The following is a 17,570-nucleotide window of genomic DNA, read 5'->3' on the forward strand; positions in this document are numbered from 1 at the left end:
TCGGCCGGCTGCGTCGGGCTTGCCGCTGCTGTGCCGACGCGGGGCCGTGGGACAGGGGGCGGCGGTCAGCCCTCGCCGACCAGGACGAAGGCCGCCCAGTGCGAAGGCCGTTCGGTGTACGTGGCGCGGGCCCGGCGCAGGCCCACGGACGTGGCGAACCTGTTGAGTTCGGCTGTGTCGGCGTCACGCAGCCAGGCCTGAGCCCGGGCCAGTGCCACCGCGGGCGGCATCGGCGGCTCGTCCTGTTCCGGCGCGCCGAGCAGGTGGTAGGCGTAGAACCTGGCGATCAGCAACGCCGTGGAGCGGTCGTTGACCTCCCACAGGCTTCCGACGACGCCGGCTGCTCCGGACTGCACCAGACCGGCCGGCAGACCGATGCCCTCGTCGGGCAGTCGCGCCATGTCGGTCACCGCCGTCCGGCAGGCGGAGGCCACGACTAGCCGGATGCCGGCGAGGGCTTGGCCGTCCAGTAGTTCACGAAGAGTGAGCCGATCGCCGTCGGCGAGCTCCAGACAGGATGCGACCGGGTCGGCCGCATCGTAGGAGCCGTGCCCGGCGAAGTGCAGATGGGTCGCAGCCGGCAGTGCCCGAAGCAGGTTCTCCTTTGTGGCGTCGGCCCCGGTCAGGGCCTCACCGGGGTCGGTGAACAGCCCGCGCACCGCACCGAGTTCGGAGCCGGCCCAGGGAAGGGGTGGGTCGCACGGATGGGGCTCGGCGACTCCCAACAGCCGGGCGCTGCCGTGCGGAGGCTCCGTGCTCGTGGCCCGCGCGGCGACGAGCACGCGCGCGGAGGGCGTGTACGACACGGCGACGTCGTCGAACAGGCAGCGCGTCGTTCCTTCCACCGGTACGCGGGCGGCGTGGACGGGCAGGACACCGAGGATGCCGGTGGTCACCAGGACGGCACGGCTGACGTCCAGGGAGCGCAGCCGCCTCGCGAGGGGAGCCATCAGCCGGGCACCCAGCAGGTCGAGCAGCGGCAGGAGATCCTCGTCCTCCTCCAGCGACGGGTGTGCCCCGAGCGCGACCAGCAACTCCGGTTCGGACAGCGGTGCCTGTACGACGTCGATACGGATTCCGGGTTCCTCCGGCGAACCCTGGACGAGCAGGGCCACGCTGCCGTGTCGTGCCGTGATGAGGTAGACCAGCGGTGGTCCGTCCGTCACGGCCCGGCGCACGGCCGACATCGGTACCGATCGCAGGAAGTCGTGGAAGCCGGGCAGGGCCCGGACCGCTTCGGTGGCGGCGGTGAGTTGCGCCTGCGCGTCCGTCATCGCGGCGCGCAGGCGGCGCGGGGTGTCCGACTCCACCGCGTCCCGGCCGGCACGCTGACGGGCCTCCACGGTCCGGACGCGCTGCACGGCCGAACGGAAATCGGCCACGGCGTCGGGGTGTTCGCGGCCCAGGACGTCCAGTCCGACGCGGTCGCGCTGCAGCCTGTCGCCCAGGTCCCGGGCCCGGCTCTGCTCCAGGACGGCCACCGCGCGCTCCGGGCGGCCGGCGCGAACCAGGGCATGGGCGGCCTCCCTGGGAAGGTCGGCGGTCTGGACGAGTTCGGCCTCCTTGCCGCCGGGCAGCACGGTGATCCGGTAGAGGTTCTCAGCCGCCTCGAGAGCCTGCTCGTAGGCGTCGGCCGCCGCGGACCAGGCCCCGGACTCGGCGTGCGCGTCGCCCAGCAGTCCCCAGGCGCGCCGGGCGTGATCGGGGGCGGTCGCCGAGGGTACGACCGACACGACCTCGGTGAGGAGCCGCACCGCCTCGGCGACCCGGTCGGCCCTGTCCTCGGGGCTGAGTGACGTCAGCCAGGCCCTGGCCAACTCGGTGGCGGACTCGGCCCACTCCAGGGGCACCGTGTCCGGCGTGCGTGTCTCGAGGCTGCTTTCCAGCAGCCGGACGGCACGTTCGGAGTCGGGCCGGTCCCCGCGGCGCAGGGTGGCTGCCAGGTTGTACCGGGCGCGTGCCGCTTCGTGGCGGTCGCCGTGCGCTTCGTACGTCTCCAGCGCCGTCGTGTGCAGCTCGATCGCGGTGCCGAGGTCCTCGGCCGTGACCTCGCGGCGCTGGACGAGGGTGTTGGCCAGGTTGTCCGCGATGGCGGCGTGCAGGAGGGGGTCCTGGTCCGCGGGGGCCAGTTCGAGGCCGCGCCGATACCACGTCACCGCCTCGTCGAGGGCATCTGTGCCGCTCCGGACGGCGGTGTTGGCGAAGGCGTCGGCGATGGCGGTGGCGGCGTTCGCCATGTCGAGCGGGAGGCGCAACTCCTCGTAGAGCGCGAAAGCCTGCTGCGCGTGGTGCAGGGCCGTGCTCTGATTGGCATCGTGGTCGCCCTGGAGCCGCATCCGGTAGCAGCGGCTTAGGTTGACCAGCGCGTGGGCGCGGGCGCGACCTCGAAGTTCGGGCGCCTGCACCGCCTGTTCGAGGTGGCGTCGGCCGAGTTCCAGGGCGTCGGGGTCCGCGGCGAGCGCCGGTTCGGACAGGACTAGGCCGATGTTGCTCTGCGCGATGGCCCAACGGTCCGGGAAGTCCTCGCGGTTGAACACGGTCAGGGCTGCCAGATGGCGGTGCAGCGCCCGGCGCAGGTTACGGGTCCGGTCCTCCGGGCATTCCCAGTAGACGTTGGCCAGGTTGGCGATGGTTGCCGCCCACTCCACGGGGCTGGTGGATCGGCGGAAGTACATGAGGGCGGCGCGGAGGGCACGCTGTGCCTGGGCGACGTTCTCGGCCTTGTTCCCCCGCGGGCGGGAGCGCCAGGCCGATCCCAGGAAGGTCTGGACCGTCGCCCACTTGTCCCGGCTCTCCGGCCGGTTCAGCAGACGGGTCGCCTCCCCGGCGAGCCGGATCGAGTGATCGTGGCTCTCGGGATCGCCGCCGGTGCCGGTGGCGTACAGCTGGGCGAGTTCGGCGAGGAGGAGACCGTGCACTCCCGGATGGCGGTCGGCAGGGACGACTTCGAGCGCCTCGGCGAGCAGGGCGCCGCGCCGGTCGGGCCGGTCCGTGAGGAGCCTGAGCCGCAGCAGTGCGGACAGGTCGGGCGGCAGTCGGTCGGCGTTGTCCCCTGCGACTCTGCATACCTCCGCCCAGTCGATCCGGTGCCACTCGGCCAGCGCGCCGTCAGGAAGTGCCGCGAGGTGATCCAGGGCCGCGTCCAGTCCGCCTGCTCCTGTCCGCCCGCCCGGCGCGTCCGGAGCCGAACCGGCCGCGTCCCGCCGGTTGACGAGCATCTGCAACGCCAGTCCGCCGAGCAGCGAGGGATGACCGGCGACGGCCGCGTCCCGCTCCTCCTTCGTCGCGGCGGTGAGCAGAACGGCCAGCGCCTCCTCCGCCTCCAGGACGGCGTTGAACTCCTCCAGCTCGGGGGCGGGCGCACCGGTGGCGCGTGTCCTGTCCAGGGCTTGGTGTGCGGCGGCCCGGGCGGCGGGCGTGTCTCCGCGCCGCCGGTGCAGGCGTGCGGCGGTGTGCAGTGCCTCTGCCGCGTCGGGGGCGGCACCGTCGGCGTCGAACATCTCGACAGCGGCTTGGAGGGTGCGCAGTGCCTCCTCGTCCGACCCCGCCTCGGCCTGGGCCGCCGCGATCAGCCGCAGGGAGCGTGCCTCGTTCAGCCGGTCGCCCAGGTCGTGGAAGAGGCGCCGGGCCCGGGCCGAGTAGTCGGCCGCCTGGTCGGGATCGCCGAGCGCGTGCAGCAGCGGAGCCAGATCGCCCGACGTCCGCGCCTCGCCACGCGGATGGCGGGCGGTGCGGTAGGCCAGCGCCGCCTGCTGCAGCAGGGCCGCGGCCTGGGCCAGGTCACCACGCCGATGGTGAAGTTGCCCGAGGTGGGCCAGGGCCGAGGCCCGGACCGGCTGGTCGTCCAGGTCGGCGGCGAGGTCGGCGACCTCCTGGAACAGCCGCTCGGCGTCGGCGTCCCGTCCCTGATGCTGGAGCGCGACCCCCAGGCTCTGGAGCAGGTCCATGCGCACCTGGTCGGCTCCGAGCCGCGCTGCGCCCTCCAGGCCGAGACGAGCGGTGGTCTCCAGGGCAGCCCAGTCCTGTACGGCGATCAGGAAGTGCACCAGGTGCTGGGCCAGTGCGACGGTCCGTTCGTCGTCTCCCGCGCCGGCCGACGACTCCAGCCGCTCCGAGAGCGCCGCTCTGGCGGACGAGAACCAGGCGAGGGCGGCACCGCGCGCCTGTCCGTCCTGCGCGGCTGGGCCGTTCAGTCTGCCCGCCATCTCGGCGAGCAGGTCCGGCTCCCCCGTGTTCATGCCCATGCCCCTCCCCCGGGTCGGCGATCACCGTCGTTCCGTTGTTCGGATCCACGCGCGGGAACCGGAAGGGCTGCCCCGACGTATAGATCTGTGTCGTGACGGATACGCTAAGTGAAGCCTACGGGGTGGGGGGGATCGGTGACCGGTCGGCAGACGATCGACGACGAGACGCGGACCGACGTGGTGGAGGTCCTCGGCGATCTGCTCGAATGGAAGCTCTCACCCCAGCGTTGGGACCGCGTGCAGGCTCTTGTCGACGCGCTCGCCGACGCCGTGGCGGCCGGTGACGGCGACGGCGTACGCGACGTCACCGCCGAACTCGAGCTGTCCGGGCCGGTGCGGATCAGCAGGGTCGGTTCCGACCCGGTGATCCCGGCCCCCTCGCACACCCGGGACGTGGCGAATCATCTGGTCCACTCGCTCGGTGGCCCGCCGCCGCAGGATGCCGGGCCCGGTGTCGGCACAGTCACCGGGGGAGGCGGCGATGACGACGGACCCGACCAGATCTCCCCTTGATCAGGAGCTCGTCGTCCACCTCTACACGGCACTTGACGGACCACAGGCCACGCAGGGGTACGAACAGATCCGCCGCATCTGGGAGCGCTGCCGGGACGAGCTCGGCATGGATCAGCCGATCGCCGGCACGGGTCTGCCGACCACGCTACCGCCCGACCCCAAGACCCTCGTTCCGGGAAAGCCCTCGGCAGCCCAGGAGCACCCGACGGCGGACTTCCAGGCGGTCGTGCGGCGCGAGCACGACGTGCTCAACCTGTCCGTCGCGCTGGCCGCACCGCTCGGGGCCACCTCCAGGCGCCTGCGGATCGGCTCGGCGTCGCCTCCCGGCTGGGTGGAGTTCGACCGGTGGTGGGCCGGGCTGACCGCCGACGGCACCGAAGCGGTGCTGGGCGAGACGCGTGTGTACCAGGCGAAGTTCGCCGGTACGGACGTCCCGCCGCTCGACCTCGCGGCAGCCGAGGTCCGCCGGGCTCTTCCCGACGGCGACAACGCTCCGTACTGGTGGCAGCGGGGCTGGACCACCGAGCAGGGCTTCGCCCTGTGGGAGCTGTCACCGGACGACACCGGGCCCCGACGGCGCATCGTCGTACTGGCCTCACAGGACCAGGACGCACAGCTCAGCGCCTGGACGTGGAGCCAGGGGCAGCCCGACATGCCACCCCTGTGCCGCTACTCCATGCACGCGGCGAAGCTGCGCTACCAGGCCCGGGTGCGGGACGACGGAGACGTGATCGGCACCCTGATCCGGCAGGTCGTCGAACGCACCGATCAGCTGTCCGAGTCGTCCCGCCGGCGCCCGGCCGACACCCCGGCCGAACTCGGTGCACTGCGCGACGACGAGGCTCGTCTCGCTCTGGTCCACGCCAATGTGCGGGACATGCTGCAGACCGTGCGCATAGCTGTCGGCAACATGACCAAGGTCCAGTCCGCCTTCTTCCCCACCGACCGGGAACTCGCCGACTGGCTCCCCCACCAACTCGGCAACGACGCCGACTACCTGACGAGCGCCCGGCTGCGCGCCGAGGATCTGCGCCGCCTGCTCGGCCCCACAGCCGACGCGGCCGGCCCTCCGCCCGACGGCGGCACCCGACGGAAACCGTCTCAGCCGGGCGGCGGTTCCGCCCGCTCGTCCGCGACGCCGGACGAACCCCGCTCTGCCCGCCCCTCTGCCGGCGGCGGCTCGGAGCCCGTCAGGCTCCGCATGGGGTTCGCCGTGGACATCGAGGGATACAGCCGCCGCACCTCCCCGGAACAGAGCGACCTGCAGGTCCGGCTCGCCCTGCTCGTCCGGCAGGTCCTCGGAGGTCTGGACATCGCCCTGGAGGAGACCGACCACCAGGGGACGGGAGACGGGATGAACGTCTTCCTCCCGGCCGGGGCGGAACTGCACCGGGCGCTTCCCCACGTACTCCGTTCCTGGCAGGACCAGCTCGGTGCCGACAACCGCCGCTTCCGCGACCGGATGCGCCTGCGCCTCGCCACCGTCGTGGGACCGGTCGGGATCGCCGCCCTCGGCTACTCGGGCAGCACCATCGTCAAGGTCAGCCGCATGCTCGACAGCGCGGTGCTGCGCACCGCTCTCCGGGACAACTCGCAGGTCGACTACGCCGCCCTGGTCTCCGACCCGCTCCACGAGTACGTCGTCGGGGAGGGCTATCCGGGGCTGGACCCGGAGGAGTTCCGGCGGGTGCTGGTCGAGTTCAAGGAGTTCCAGGCACACGCGTGGCTGTGGCTTCCCGCCTGACGCCGGAAGCACCACCGAGGAACGAGAAGTATCGCCGAGGAACGAAGGGACCAGTATGGCGCCCGGACCACGACGTCGGCAGACGTCCCCGTCGCAGATACCGCCGCCGCAGGCGTCCGGCGTGGAGAACGCCTGGCGAACGCTCCAGACCGTCACCGACTGGATCAAGCACGCCGAAGCCAAGGCGGCGGTGACGCTCACCGCGGCAGGAGTCATCGGCGGCATCCTGTACAGCCTGGTCAGCACCGCGCCCCCGCACAACCTCCCTCTCGACCTCGCCGCATCCCTGTGCGCTCTGTTGACCGCAGGCTCGACGATGGCCACCGGCATGGTCCTGCGCCCGCGGAGGAAGAACCTCGGGCAACAACCCAACCTGCTGTTCTTCGAACACGTGGCCCGCGCCTACCGTTCCCCCGAGGACGGCTACCCCGAGGCGCTGGCACGCCTCTTGGCCGACGACAGGACACTGACCGCCGCCGTCGCCGAACAGATCTGGGCCAATGCGCACGTCGCCCGCCGAAAGTACTTCTGGAGCGGTGTCGGTACCGTCCTCCTGCTGCTCGCCTTCGCGGCCGTGGTTCTGACCGCAGCCCTCAGCCTGCTCGGCGACACAACGTGAGCTGCCGGAGGCGGGGGCCAGTCTGCCCTGCCCGCGTCTCATGCGGTGAGGCTGCGGTAGCGGCTGCGACGACGCCCGAAGCCGAGGTCAGCGGCGTAGGAGTGGTGGTAGCCCCCGGGGGGTCGGGAGGCAGTCCCCCTACAGATCCGGTGGCTGTCCCCGTGTCGGCGCGGTACGGCCCTGCCCAGACTCAGCGGTATGACGTTCTCCCTCGATGCTCCGGTCGCGACCGCAACGCCCGCCGCCCCTGCGCGGCCCTCCGGTCCCGGCAGCGATTTCGCCAGACTCTCCCAACGCATCGGCGAGGCGGGCCTGCTGGACCGGCGCCCGGGCTACTACACCGTGCGGCTCGGCCTGGTGATCGCGGCTCTGCTGGGTGGCGGGGCGGCCTTCCTCGCGCTCGGCGACACCTGGTGGCAGCTGGCTGTCGCCGCCGCCATGGCCCTCGTCTTCGGCCAAGTGGCGCTCGTGGCACACGATCTGGCGCACCGGCAGGTCTTCCGCCGGCGCCGCCCGAGCGAGGCGTGGGGCCGCCTCTTCGGCAACCTCGCCATCGGCATGAGCTACGGGTGGTGGATGAACAAGCACACCCGTCACCACGCCAACCCCAACCACGAGGAGCTCGACCCCGACGTCGCTCCGGACCTCGTGGTGTGGTCCACCGACCAGGCACGCAACAGCAGCGGCCTGGCCCGGGTCATCGGCGGCCACCTGGCGTTCCTGTTCTTCCCGCTGCTGACGCTGGAGGGTTTCAACCTGCATGTGTCGAGCCTGCGGGCGCTGCGCTCGCCGTCCATGAAGAACCGGGGGCTGGAGGGCACGCTGCTCCTCCTGCACCTGGCGGCCTACCTGTCCGCGCTGTTCCTGGTGCTCTCTCCCGGCAAGGCGGTGGCGTTCCTCGCCGTGCACCAGTGTCTCTTCGGTGTCTATCTCGGCTGTGTGTTCGCCCCGAACCACAAGGGCATGCCGACCTTCACCGGCGACGAGCGGCCCGACTTCCTGCGGCGTCAGGTGCTCACCTCCCGCAATGTGAGGGGCGGTCGGTTCACGGACATGATGCTCGGCGGGCTCAACTACCAGATCGAACACCACCTGTTCCCGAGCATGCCCACACCTCATCTGCGACGCGCCCAGGTGATCGTGCGGGAGTACTGCGCGGAGATCGGTGTGCCGTATCACGAGACCGGGCTGCTGCGGTCCTACCGCGAGGCCCTCGCGCACCTGCACCGGGTGGGAGAACCCATCAGGCGGCAGCGCAGGACGTCTTGACAGCACGTCCCGCGCCGCCCTCCAGTCGTGGGCAGGACCCACGCACGTCAGTCGATGGCGGAGGGATGCCGGGCCAGCGACGTCACGGTGATGTCCATGTAGGGGAAGAGCGGAAGACCCCACAGGATGTCGTTGAGCCGGTCGTTGCTGATGACATCGAAGATGCTGAGATTCGCGTACTGGCCGACGCTGCGCCACAAGTGCAGCCACTCGCCGGAGTGTTGGAGTTTCTGCGCGTACTCCTTCTCTGCGGTGAGGGTTGCGTCCCTGAGGTCGGCATCCAGGTCGGGCGGCAGGTTGACGGTCATCTGGACGGCGAAGAGCACGGTGGCCTCCTGACGGCGGTCGAGAAGAGGATGGCGTACTGCGGTCAGGAGCTGGGGTCGAGGACGAAGTCGTACGTGACCTCGTACGCGCCGCTACCGTTCGGCCGCGGATCGAGGACGAGTTCGGGCTTCACGGCGGAGGCCACGTCGTCCTGGAGGTGGGCGCCGCCCGTGAAGTAGAGCTGCGTGGTGAGCGGTTCGTGTCCGTGCGCCGAGACCTTCAGATGCAGGTGGGCGGGGCGCCAGGGGTGCCAGCCAGCCGCCGCGATGAGCCGGCCGCAGGAGCCGTCGGTGGGGATCTGGTAGGGGGCCGGCTGGATGGTGGTCACCGCGAACCGGCCGTCGTCGTCCGTGACGATGCTGCCTCGCAGGTTCCACTCCGGTATGCCGGGTGCGAACTGTGCGTACAGTCCGTCGTCGTCGGCCTGCCACATCTCCAGCAGGGCGCCGGCCAGCGGCTCGCCGTGGACGCCGGTGACCTGCCCCTGGAAGAGGAGCGGGGTGCCGGCCTCGGTGTCCCGCACGGGAAGGGAGCTGACGCTGGGCAGGGCGGGGGCGCCGGGCACGTAGTACGGACCCTCGATGGTGCCCTTGCTGCCCTGCCGGGCCGCGGTGGCGACCTCCTCGACGACGTGCTCGATCCACACGTCGAGGAAGAGGGGCCACTCACCGTCCTGGCCGACGGAGATCAGCCAGGACTTGAGGGCGTTGTACTCCTCGTACGTCGCCCGGTGGCTGCGGATGACGTCGTGGACGGCGGTGATCACCGCTGTGGCCAGGGTGTTGACGCGTGCGGTGTCGGCTTGCGGCCCGGACACTCCGGTCTTGTCGGTGAGGAAGCGTTCCGTGGCCGAGGCCCCGGATCCGGCGGCCGTGGCCTTGAGGGTGGTGTCGGACATGGTGTGCGGCTCCTTCGAAAGCGGGGTGGTCAGTGGTCCTGGCGGTAGCGGGCGAGCTTGGCGTCGTCGATCGCGACGCCCAGTCCGGGTCGGTCGCGGACGGCGAGCGTCCCGTCGGTGATCGTCAGTGGTTCGGTGAGCAGGTCGTCGCTCATGTCGAGGAAGTTGGAGAGTTCACCGGCCCGGCGGGACGATGCGGCATGGGCGGCGCCGAAGGCGACGGTGCACACCGTGCCCAGCTGGCTGTCGATCTGATTGCCCATCACGACCTCGGCCCCCAGCCCCTCGCACTGGAACAGCACGCGCTGGGAGTCGGTGAATCCGGTGCGGGCCGTCTTGATGCTGATCGCCGTGGCGGCGCCGTCGAGCAGGGAGCGGGTCACCTCGGCCGGCGTGGTGGCGGACTCGTCCGCGACGAAGGGGATGCGGCTCTGGCCGACGAGCCAACGGCGGCCGAGGACGTCGTCGGCCGGGCACAGCTCCTCGGCGAGCGTCATGCCGAGCTCGTCCAGTTCGCGCAGCGCGGCCGCGGCCTCCGAGGCGGTCCACCCTCGGTTGCCGTCGACGTACAACTCGGTCTCCTCACCGAGGGTTTCCCGCAGGGCCCGGCAGACGTCGAGGTCGAGGCGGGCGGGGCGGCGGCCGACCTTCACCTTGAAGACCGTGATGCCGTACGTGTCCCGGATCCGTACGGCCTCGTCGGCCATCCGCCGCGGCGCGTCGAAGCCGAGCATGTGACTGACCCGCAGCCGGTCGGTCCAGCCGCCCAGCAGTTGGGTGACGGGCCGGTCCAGGGCCTGGCCGGTGATGTCCCACAGCGCCATGTCGAGGGCCGACTTGGCGGCCGGATTGCCGACGGTGCGATGCAGCCGGGCGCGGATCTGCTCGCGGGCGAACACGTCCGCGCCGACCAGCTGCGGCGCGAAGATCTTCTCGATCACCCCGATCACGGACGCCTGTGTCTCGCCGTAGGTGAAGGGGCGGGGCGGCGCGTCGGCCACACCGGTCAGTCCCTCGTCGGTGTGCACGCGAACCAGGACATGTTCGGCGGTGTGCACCTCGCCGCTCGCGAACTTGAGCGGCGAGGTGTAGGGGATCGCGTACGGGACGGTCTCGATCCCGGTGATCTTCACCGTATGGTCCCCTCGACGTGCCGGGCGATGCCGAGCAGGCGGCCCACGCGCGCGGGGTGGCCGATGAGTTGCAGGCCCAGCGGCATGCCGTCCGGGTCCCGGTGACCGGGGACGGTCACGACGGGCAGGCCGAGCAGTTGCCAGGGGCGGCTGAGGACCGGTGTACCGGTGGCGCCCAGTCCGTGCGGGGCGGGGCCGGGGGCAGCCGGGCCGAGGATCACGTCGGCGTGGTCGAGGAGTTCGAGGATCCGGGTGCGGGCTTCGTGCCTGACGGCGAGCGCTGCCCGGTACTCGTCCGCCGGGGTGTCGCGCCCGCGTGCCAGGAGGTCGTTCAGGTGGCGGCTCAGGGATCCGGGATCCTCCGCTTCGGCCGCGAGCGAGCGGGCGGCCTCGTACGCCATGACGGTGGCGTGCGTCTCGGCGAGTTCCGGCGTACGGACCCGTCCCGCGAGTTCGTCCGTCGCCGCGCCGGCGGCGGCCAGGCCGCGCACCGTGCCCTGCAACGCGTCGAGCATCGCCGGGTGGACGTCGGCCAGCTCCGTGCCGGGCCACACCAGCACCCGTACCGCGGTGTCCGGGCCCTCGCACCGCGTGCCGTCGACGGCCTCCACGGCGGCGGCCAGATCGTCCACGTGCTCGGTGAGCAGTCCTGGTGCGTCCAGGGTCGGGCTGAGGCCGGTGATCCCGGTCGTCGGCCAGGCGCCGACCGGGGCGACATATCCGGCGACGCCGCAGAAGGAGGCGGGCCGGGTCAGTGAGCCCGCCGTCTGTGAGCCCAGGGCCAGGGGCACGACGCCGGCCGCGACGGCGGCGGCCGAGCCGCTGGACGAGCCGCCCGGCGTGTGGGCCACGTCGTGCGGGTTGCGGGTGGGGCCGGGCTGGAAGTACGCGAACTCGGTCGTCACCGTCTTGCCGAGGGGAACGGCGCCTGCCTTGCGCAGCCGGTCCACGAGCCAGGCGTCGTGCTCGGCGATCCTTCCGCGGCGCAGCGAGGAGCCGCACTCGGTGGGCAGCCCGGCGACATCGATGATGTCCTTGACCCCGAACGGGAGGCCCCTGAGCGGTCCGTCCGGTGCCCGCTCGGCAGCCGCGCGGGCACCCTCGGCGTCCACGCGGACCCAGGCGCGGATGTCCGGCTCGGTCCGCTCCAGACGTCGTAGCGCGTCCTCCACGGTGGTCATGAGCGGGCGCCTTCCGGTACGAGGGGGTCGGCGTCGAGCCGGTGGAAGGCGCGGTTGAAGTAGACGAGGCTCTGGCCTCCGGGGCGGGTGCGGATCTGCTCGATGTCGACGAACAGCACGCTGTGGGAACCCATGGGGACGGTGTGCTTGATCGTGCCGACCGCCGTGACCAGGGCTTCCTTGAGGACCGGTACGTCATGGGTGCGGTCCCAGACGTCCCAGGTGAAGCGCTCGGCCATGTCCACCTTGGTGGCTCCGGAGAAGTGCAGGGCGAGTTCCTGCTGCTCTCCGCCGAGGACGTTGAGACCCACGCGTCCGTTCGCCCGGAAGACGTCGTGCATGGCGCTGCCGCGGTTCACGCACACCAGGACGGTCGGCGGGTCGTCGGTCACCGAGCAGACGGCGCTGAGGGTGATGCCGCAGCGGCCGTTCGGCCCGTCCGTGGTCAGGATGTTGACGGCTGCCGGGAGGTGGGCCATCGCCTCGCGGAAGTCGGTCCGGCTGGGGGGCACGGCTTCGCCCTTCCTCTCGTTGTCGTCGTACCTCGGATTGGTCGAAGTGGTCGAAGTGGTCGGAGTGCTCGGAGTGCTCGGAGTGCTCACCACAGCTCGACCACCAGTCGCGCCGACTTGGCGCGGGACACGCAGGCGGCGATCTGGTCCCCGGCCGCCTTCTCCTTCGCGGTCAGGCAGTGGTCGCGGTGGTCGGGTTCGCCCTCGACCACCCGCAGGACGCAGGTCCCGCAGATGCCCTCGCGACAGGAGGTCTCCAGCGGGACGCCGTTGTCCTCCAGCACCTCGGCGATGCTCCTGCCGGACGGCACGGTGTAGATCTCACCGGTGTCGAGCTCGACCTCGAAGGCCCCGCCCGCGTCCGTGGGCTCACCCGCCTGGAACAGCTCCGAGTGGATCCGCTCCTCGGGCACGCTGCGCGCGGCGACCTCACGGACGTACGCCATGAAGTCCTGGGGCCCGCAGGTGTAGACGTGGGCGTCCGCCGGAAGACCGGTCAGGTGCGCGGTGAGCGCGGCACCGGCCGCCTGTCGGCCGAGCCCGAAGTGGCGGACCACACGCCCGGTGAAGGCGGACTCCTCCAGCAGTCCGGCGAAGGCCGCCTCCGCCCGGCTCCTCGCCACATAGTGCAGGGTGAACTCCGCTCCCCCGCCGTGCAGTTCGTACGCCATCGCCAGCAGCGGCGTGATACCGATGCCGGCCGCGACGAGATGGTGCTCGGCCGCGTCGGGGGCAAGACCGAACAGCTGCCGGGGCGCGCCGACGGTCAGCTCGGTGCCCGGCTCGGTCTTGTCGTACAGGGCGTGGGAACCGCCGCGGGAGTTCTCCTCGCGCTTGACGGAGATGGTGTACGCACCGGGGTCGTCCGGCGGCCCGCACAGCGAGTAGGGGCGGGTGATCCCGGTGGGGCCGGTGACGTCGATGTGCGCGCCGGGCTGGTACGGGGTGAGGGGTACGCCGTCGGGACGGACGAGTCGGAGGACCTTGACCGTGTCGGTCTCGTGGTGGGTGTCGGTGACGGTGACTGTGAACATCCGTCTGCCTTCGGGGGTCGGATCGGGAGCTGACGGCGCTGTCAGCGCATGTACAGGCCGCCGTTGGCGTCCCAGCAGGCTCCGGTGACCGCGTCCGCGTGCTCGGCCGCGAGCAGGACGGCCATGTCGGCGACGAAGCGCGGACGGCCGAGCCGGCCGACGGGAATGGACGCCTCGATCTGCGCGAGCCGCTCCGGCGCGACGGTCTCGCGGACCACCGGAAGGTCCTGCGGTCCCGGCGAGATGGCGTTCACCGTCACCCCGTGCGGGCCGAGTTCGCGGGCGAACACCTTCGTCAGGGTGGCCACTCCCCCCTTCGCCGCCGCGTAGTGCGCACCGGTCGCCGTCCCGCCGTTCTGGCCGGCCAGGGAGGCGATGTTGACGATGCGTCCGTAGCCGCGTTCGGCGAAGTAGGCGCCGAAGACCTGACAGCCGAAGAAGGTGCCGTTGAGGTTGGTGTCCACCACGGCGTCGAAGCTCTCCGGCGTGATCTCCATCAGGGATTCGACCTTGGAGTGTCCGGCGTTGTTGACCAGGACGTGGACGGCACCCCAGCGCTCGGTCAACCGGTCCCGGACCGTGACGAAGGCGTCCTTGTCGCGGACGTCGAGTGCGAGTCCGACGGCGTGGTCCCCGTCGGGGTCGAGCTCCGCCGCCGCCTTGGCCGCGGCCTCCTCGTCCAGGTCGGTGAGCGCGACGCAGTAGCCGTGGTCGTACAGCCGTCCCGCGATGCAGGCGCCCAGGCCCCCGGCCGCGCCCGTCACCACCGCGACGCGCCGCTCGCTCTCCTCGTGCGGGCTCACAGCAGGAACCCCGAAGCGGTCACGGCGTCCTCCGAGTTGACCAGCTGGACGATCTTCCGCGCGATGCGGGGACCGTCCGCGCCGAACACGATCCGGTGGGTGACGTCGGCGGCGAGGACGAAGGTCTCCTCGCGTTTGTAGCCGACGAGGATCTGCGCGGAGCAGATCTCGATCGCGTCGCTCGCGCGGCCGGTGACGACGAAGCGGGAGACCGAGCGGACCGTGCGGGCGGCCGCCGCGGCGGAGATGGACATCCCGCCGGTGAGCCGCTCGATCCGCATCCGGCGCATGCGGTCGTCGTCGTAGACGAGGTTGAGGCGGGAGGCGAAGTCCGTGACATCACGGTCGATCGGAATGACGTACTCGCCGCCCTCGCACCACAGCTCGTCCCACTCCGCGTAGCGGCGGGCGTCGAGCAGATGGGCCTCGTGCCAGATCAGGGAGACGGCGGCGAGCGCGCGGGGATCGTCCAGTGGCAGCTCAACAGCCGTGCTCGGGGCCTCAGTTGCCATCGGTCATCATCCTCTTCCACATGTCGTACGCCTCGCGCATCCCGGTCTCGTCGGTCGCGTGGGAGGTGGGCTGACCGAGGTCGTCGGGCTTCTCCCGGCCGAGGCCACGGTTGACCAGGATCGGCATGTCCACGCCGCCGGCCACACCGCGCTGGACGCGGTTCCAGGCCTCGGCGTCGTCCGGGCTGCCGAAGCCGAAGGGGCCCTGGAAGTGCTCGTGGATGCGCAGGCGTTCACGGTTGACGATCTCGGGGCCGCCGTCCAGGCCGAGGGCGACGTGCCGGATCTCCGTCTCCGTGACCGAGAGGGGGCGCAGGACGCGGAAGAACGCCATCGACATCGCCACGTTCGGGAACAGGTTGAGATTGAACCCGGCGCCGTGGAGGGAGCGGACGATGCGCCGCACCTTCTCCGGCGGGTGGTCCTTCGACAGTTCCTCGACGATGTGGCTGAAGCGGTCCTGGAGCTTCTCGGTGCCGTCGTCCACGTCCAGGTCGGCGTGTTCGGCGACGGAGACGGAGACGCTGTGGCCGTTGCCGAGGGCGTGGGTGACCGCGGTCTCGTCGGTCATGATCGACAGCATGCTCGCGGTCTCGGCGTCCACCGAGGACATCCAGGAGCGGTGCACGATCGGGAAGTGGTACCAGTCGGTGGTGTTCTCCAGCTGGATCTTCCAGTTGCCGTTGAAGCGGAACCTGTGCTCGCCCTGCACCTTGATCGGGTAGCCCGCGCCCTGCTTCATGAAGCGGTCGATCCACAGCCTGGCCCCGCCGAGGAAGTCCTCCAGCGGCTCGATGTCCTCGCTGAAGGTGGCGAAGACCATGCCCGCGTAGGTGGCCACCTTGAGCCGTTGGAGCGGAAGGTCCTTCTTCTCCAGCACGTCCTCGTAGCCCTCGGGGTACGGGATGCCGCGCAGAGTGCCGTCCAGCGCGTACGACCAGGCGTGGTAGGGGCAGGTGAAGCCGTTGCCGTTGCCCTTGGGGGTCTCGCAGACGCTGGCGCCGCGATGGCGGCAGCGGTTGAGCAGGACGTTGATGCCGCCGCGCCGGTCCCGGGTGACGATGACGGGACGGCGGCCCACCCAGGCCGTCTTGAAGTCGCCGGCCTTGGCGATCTCGCTCTCGTGGGCGACCCACACCCAGGTGCGGTGGAAGATGCGGTCCATCTCCCGTTCGAAGAGGGCCGGGTCGGTGTAGAGGGTGCCGGCGACGCGGTCGGCTTCGACGAGCGGCGAGTGCGTCATCGGGCCACCTCCGGCTCGGGGAGCGGGCGGCCGAGGCGGGCCTCGATCTTCATGTAGCGCCACAGGCCGTGCTCGCCGACCTGGACGGTGCGGAAGAGGTTGCAGGCGGCGGCGACAGCGGCCTGGTCGACGACGTCGGCGAGGACGTAACAGGTCCAGGGCCAGGAGTCGGACGGGCCGACCATGTGCAGGTCGTCGTCGATGGTGCCCAGGACGGTGACTCCGGGCAGTTCGTACAACTGGCCGAGCATGGTAGTAAAGCCGTCCCAGACGGTCTTGCCCTGTCCTGTGGGCAGGTCGAAGAAGTTCTGGTTGACGCCTATGCAGAACAGCACGCGCAGGGGTGCGTCGGACACGGGGTTCCTGCCTTTCTAGAGGTAGCCGGGGAAGGGCTGGACGCCCATGAGGACCGCGCCCGCGCCGTCGTACATGCCCTCCTGGAGGAAGGCGTGCTGCGGCACGACCGACGCGTCGCGCAGGTAGCGCTGGAGGGGGCTGCCGTCGGTGATGGCGCCGATGCCGCCGAGCTGGTAGGCGGCCCGGACGACCTCGAAGGAGGTCTTGGCGAGGTGCGCGGAGGCCAGCCTCAGCAGGCTCGCCTGCTCGGCCGTCGCGGGGTCCCCCGCCTCGACCGTGGCCCACACGTCCTCGGTGGTCTCGTAGAAGAAGGCGCGTGTGGAGCGGAGTTGGGCCTCGGCCTGCCCGACCGCGATGCGGTAGGTGGCGCGTTCGGCGGGCTTGGGAGCGCCCGTGAAGCCGGAGCGGCCGCCCTGGGCGATGACGTGGTCGAGGGCCGCGCGGGCGACGCCGAGGCCGACGACGGCCAGGACCTGGGCCGCGTAGGGGACGGTGGGATAGCGGTAGAGCGGTTCGTCGACGGTGGGTTCGCCACCGCGCACGAACGTCCACTCCTCCGGTACCTCCACGCCGTCGACCACCAGGTCATGGCTGCCGGTGCCTCGCATGCCGATGACGTCCCAGTTGTCGACGATCTCCACCTGCCCGGGCCGCAGGACGGCGGTCCGCGGCCGTCCGGCCCGGTCCTCACCCGCCTTGATTCCGACGCCGAGTACGTCGGCGCCCTTGCAGCCGCTGGCGAACTTCCAGCGCCCGGAGACGCGATAACCACCCGGGACGCGCTCGGCGGGCTGCACCGGGAACAGGCCGCCGGCGAAGGCCACGTCGGGCCCGTCCGCGTACAGCTCCGCCTGGGTCTCGGGCGGCAGTGCGGCCAGGTAGATCCCGGAGGAGCCGAAGCTCGCGACCCATCCGGCCGACCCGTCGACCACCGAGATCCGTTCGATGAGACGGAGAAACTCGGCGGGCGGCAGCGCATCGCCACCGAATCGCTTCGGAACGCCTGCCCGGTAGATTCCCGCGCGCTTGAAATCGGCGATCACATCCCGCGGCACATGCCGCTTCTCCTCGAATTCCGCCCGCCGGTCCGCCACGACCGTCAGCAGCTGATCGAAATGCGTCATGAGGGAATCTCCTTGCAGTGCCGGGCGGTACTCCCGCCCGCCGTGTCTTCACGCTAT

16 protein-coding genes are annotated in these 17,570 nt (G+C 71.2%); 4 read left to right on the plus strand and 12 right to left on the minus strand.

What is annotated here, in order from left to right:
* Nucleotides 1–65: 65 nt before the first annotated feature.
* Nucleotides 66–4,238, minus strand: a complete 4,173-nt coding sequence (locus ACFWXC_RS46420; protein ID WP_384489163.1) for a CHAT domain-containing protein — start codon at nt 4,236–4,238, stop codon at nt 66–68.
* A 141-nt stretch (nt 4,239–4,379) separates the two neighbouring features.
* On the opposite strand from ACFWXC_RS46420, the gene ACFWXC_RS46425 reads away from it, so the two are divergent.
* From ACFWXC_RS46425 to ACFWXC_RS46440, 4 genes are all read left to right on the plus strand, one after another.
* Complete coding sequence (locus ACFWXC_RS46425) at nt 4,380–4,757, plus strand: CATRA system-associated protein (RefSeq protein WP_384489165.1); 378 nt, start codon at nt 4,380–4,382, stop codon at nt 4,755–4,757.
* A complete protein-coding gene (locus ACFWXC_RS46430) occupies nt 4,726–6,501 on the plus strand; it encodes a CATRA conflict system CASPASE/TPR repeat-associated protein (RefSeq protein ID WP_384489167.1) in 1,776 nt (591 codons plus the stop codon). The genes ACFWXC_RS46425 and ACFWXC_RS46430 overlap by 32 nt, the downstream gene beginning before the upstream one ends.
* Nucleotides 6,502–6,622: 121 nt before the next feature.
* Nucleotides 6,623–7,120 (plus strand): Pycsar system effector family protein, encoded by a 498-nt coding sequence (locus ACFWXC_RS46435; protein WP_384489169.1) that lies wholly within the window; start codon nt 6,623–6,625, stop codon nt 7,118–7,120.
* 198 nt (nt 7,121–7,318) lie between these two features.
* Nucleotides 7,319–8,389 carry a fatty acid desaturase family protein gene (locus ACFWXC_RS46440; RefSeq protein ID WP_384489171.1) on the plus strand — a complete coding sequence of 357 codons (1,071 nt, stop codon included), beginning with the start codon at nt 7,319–7,321 and terminating at the stop codon, nt 8,387–8,389.
* Between the two features lie 47 nt (nt 8,390–8,436).
* Here ACFWXC_RS46440 and catC read toward each other — a convergent pair whose 3' ends face one another.
* From catC to ACFWXC_RS46495, 11 genes are all read right to left on the minus strand, one after another.
* Nucleotides 8,437–8,715: a muconolactone Delta-isomerase gene (catC, locus tag ACFWXC_RS46445; protein WP_384489173.1), complete on the minus strand. Its 279-nt coding sequence runs from the start codon at nt 8,713–8,715 to the stop codon at nt 8,437–8,439.
* 44 nt (nt 8,716–8,759) lie between these two features.
* Nucleotides 8,760–9,614 carry a catechol 1,2-dioxygenase gene (gene catA / locus ACFWXC_RS46450; protein ID WP_384489175.1) on the minus strand — a complete coding sequence of 285 codons (855 nt, stop codon included), beginning with the start codon at nt 9,612–9,614 and terminating at the stop codon, nt 8,760–8,762.
* A 29-nt stretch (nt 9,615–9,643) separates the two neighbouring features.
* Nucleotides 9,644–10,747, minus strand: a complete 1,104-nt coding sequence (locus tag ACFWXC_RS46455) for a mandelate racemase/muconate lactonizing enzyme family protein (protein WP_384489177.1) — start codon at nt 10,745–10,747, stop codon at nt 9,644–9,646.
* Nucleotides 10,744–11,928, minus strand: a complete 1,185-nt coding sequence (locus ACFWXC_RS46460; RefSeq protein WP_384489179.1) for an amidase — start codon at nt 11,926–11,928, stop codon at nt 10,744–10,746. The genes ACFWXC_RS46455 and ACFWXC_RS46460 overlap by 4 nt, the downstream gene beginning before the upstream one ends.
* Nucleotides 11,925–12,440: a flavin reductase gene (locus ACFWXC_RS46465; RefSeq protein ID WP_384489181.1), complete on the minus strand. Its 516-nt coding sequence runs from the start codon at nt 12,438–12,440 to the stop codon at nt 11,925–11,927. The genes ACFWXC_RS46460 and ACFWXC_RS46465 overlap by 4 nt, the downstream gene beginning before the upstream one ends.
* An 86-nt stretch (nt 12,441–12,526) precedes the next feature.
* Complete coding sequence (locus ACFWXC_RS46470; protein ID WP_384489183.1) at nt 12,527–13,474, minus strand: PDR/VanB family oxidoreductase; 948 nt, start codon at nt 13,472–13,474, stop codon at nt 12,527–12,529.
* A gap of 41 nt (nt 13,475–13,515) precedes the next feature.
* On the minus strand, nt 13,516–14,277 hold the full coding sequence (locus tag ACFWXC_RS46475; RefSeq protein ID WP_384489185.1) for an SDR family NAD(P)-dependent oxidoreductase: 762 nt from the start codon (nt 14,275–14,277) through the stop codon (nt 13,516–13,518).
* On the minus strand, nt 14,274–14,789 hold the full coding sequence (locus tag ACFWXC_RS46480; protein WP_384489187.1) for an aromatic-ring-hydroxylating dioxygenase subunit beta: 516 nt from the start codon (nt 14,787–14,789) through the stop codon (nt 14,274–14,276). Before ACFWXC_RS46480 ends, ACFWXC_RS46475 begins: the two co-directional genes overlap by 4 nt.
* Nucleotides 14,779–16,032 carry a Rieske 2Fe-2S domain-containing protein gene (locus ACFWXC_RS46485; RefSeq protein WP_384489189.1) on the minus strand — a complete coding sequence of 418 codons (1,254 nt, stop codon included), beginning with the start codon at nt 16,030–16,032 and terminating at the stop codon, nt 14,779–14,781. Before ACFWXC_RS46485 ends, ACFWXC_RS46480 begins: the two co-directional genes overlap by 11 nt.
* Nucleotides 16,029–16,388 carry a hypothetical protein gene (locus ACFWXC_RS46490; protein WP_384489191.1) on the minus strand — a complete coding sequence of 120 codons (360 nt, stop codon included), beginning with the start codon at nt 16,386–16,388 and terminating at the stop codon, nt 16,029–16,031. Before ACFWXC_RS46490 ends, ACFWXC_RS46485 begins: the two co-directional genes overlap by 4 nt.
* A gap of 15 nt (nt 16,389–16,403) precedes the next feature.
* On the minus strand, nt 16,404–17,513 hold the full coding sequence (locus ACFWXC_RS46495) for an acyl-CoA dehydrogenase family protein (protein WP_384489193.1): 1,110 nt from the start codon (nt 17,511–17,513) through the stop codon (nt 16,404–16,406).
* Between the last annotated feature and the right edge of the window lie 57 nt (nt 17,514–17,570).

The sequence above is a fragment of the Streptomyces sp. NPDC058683 genome (assembly GCF_042716195.1).
Lineage (GTDB): Bacteria > Actinomycetota > Actinomycetes > Streptomycetales > Streptomycetaceae > Streptomyces.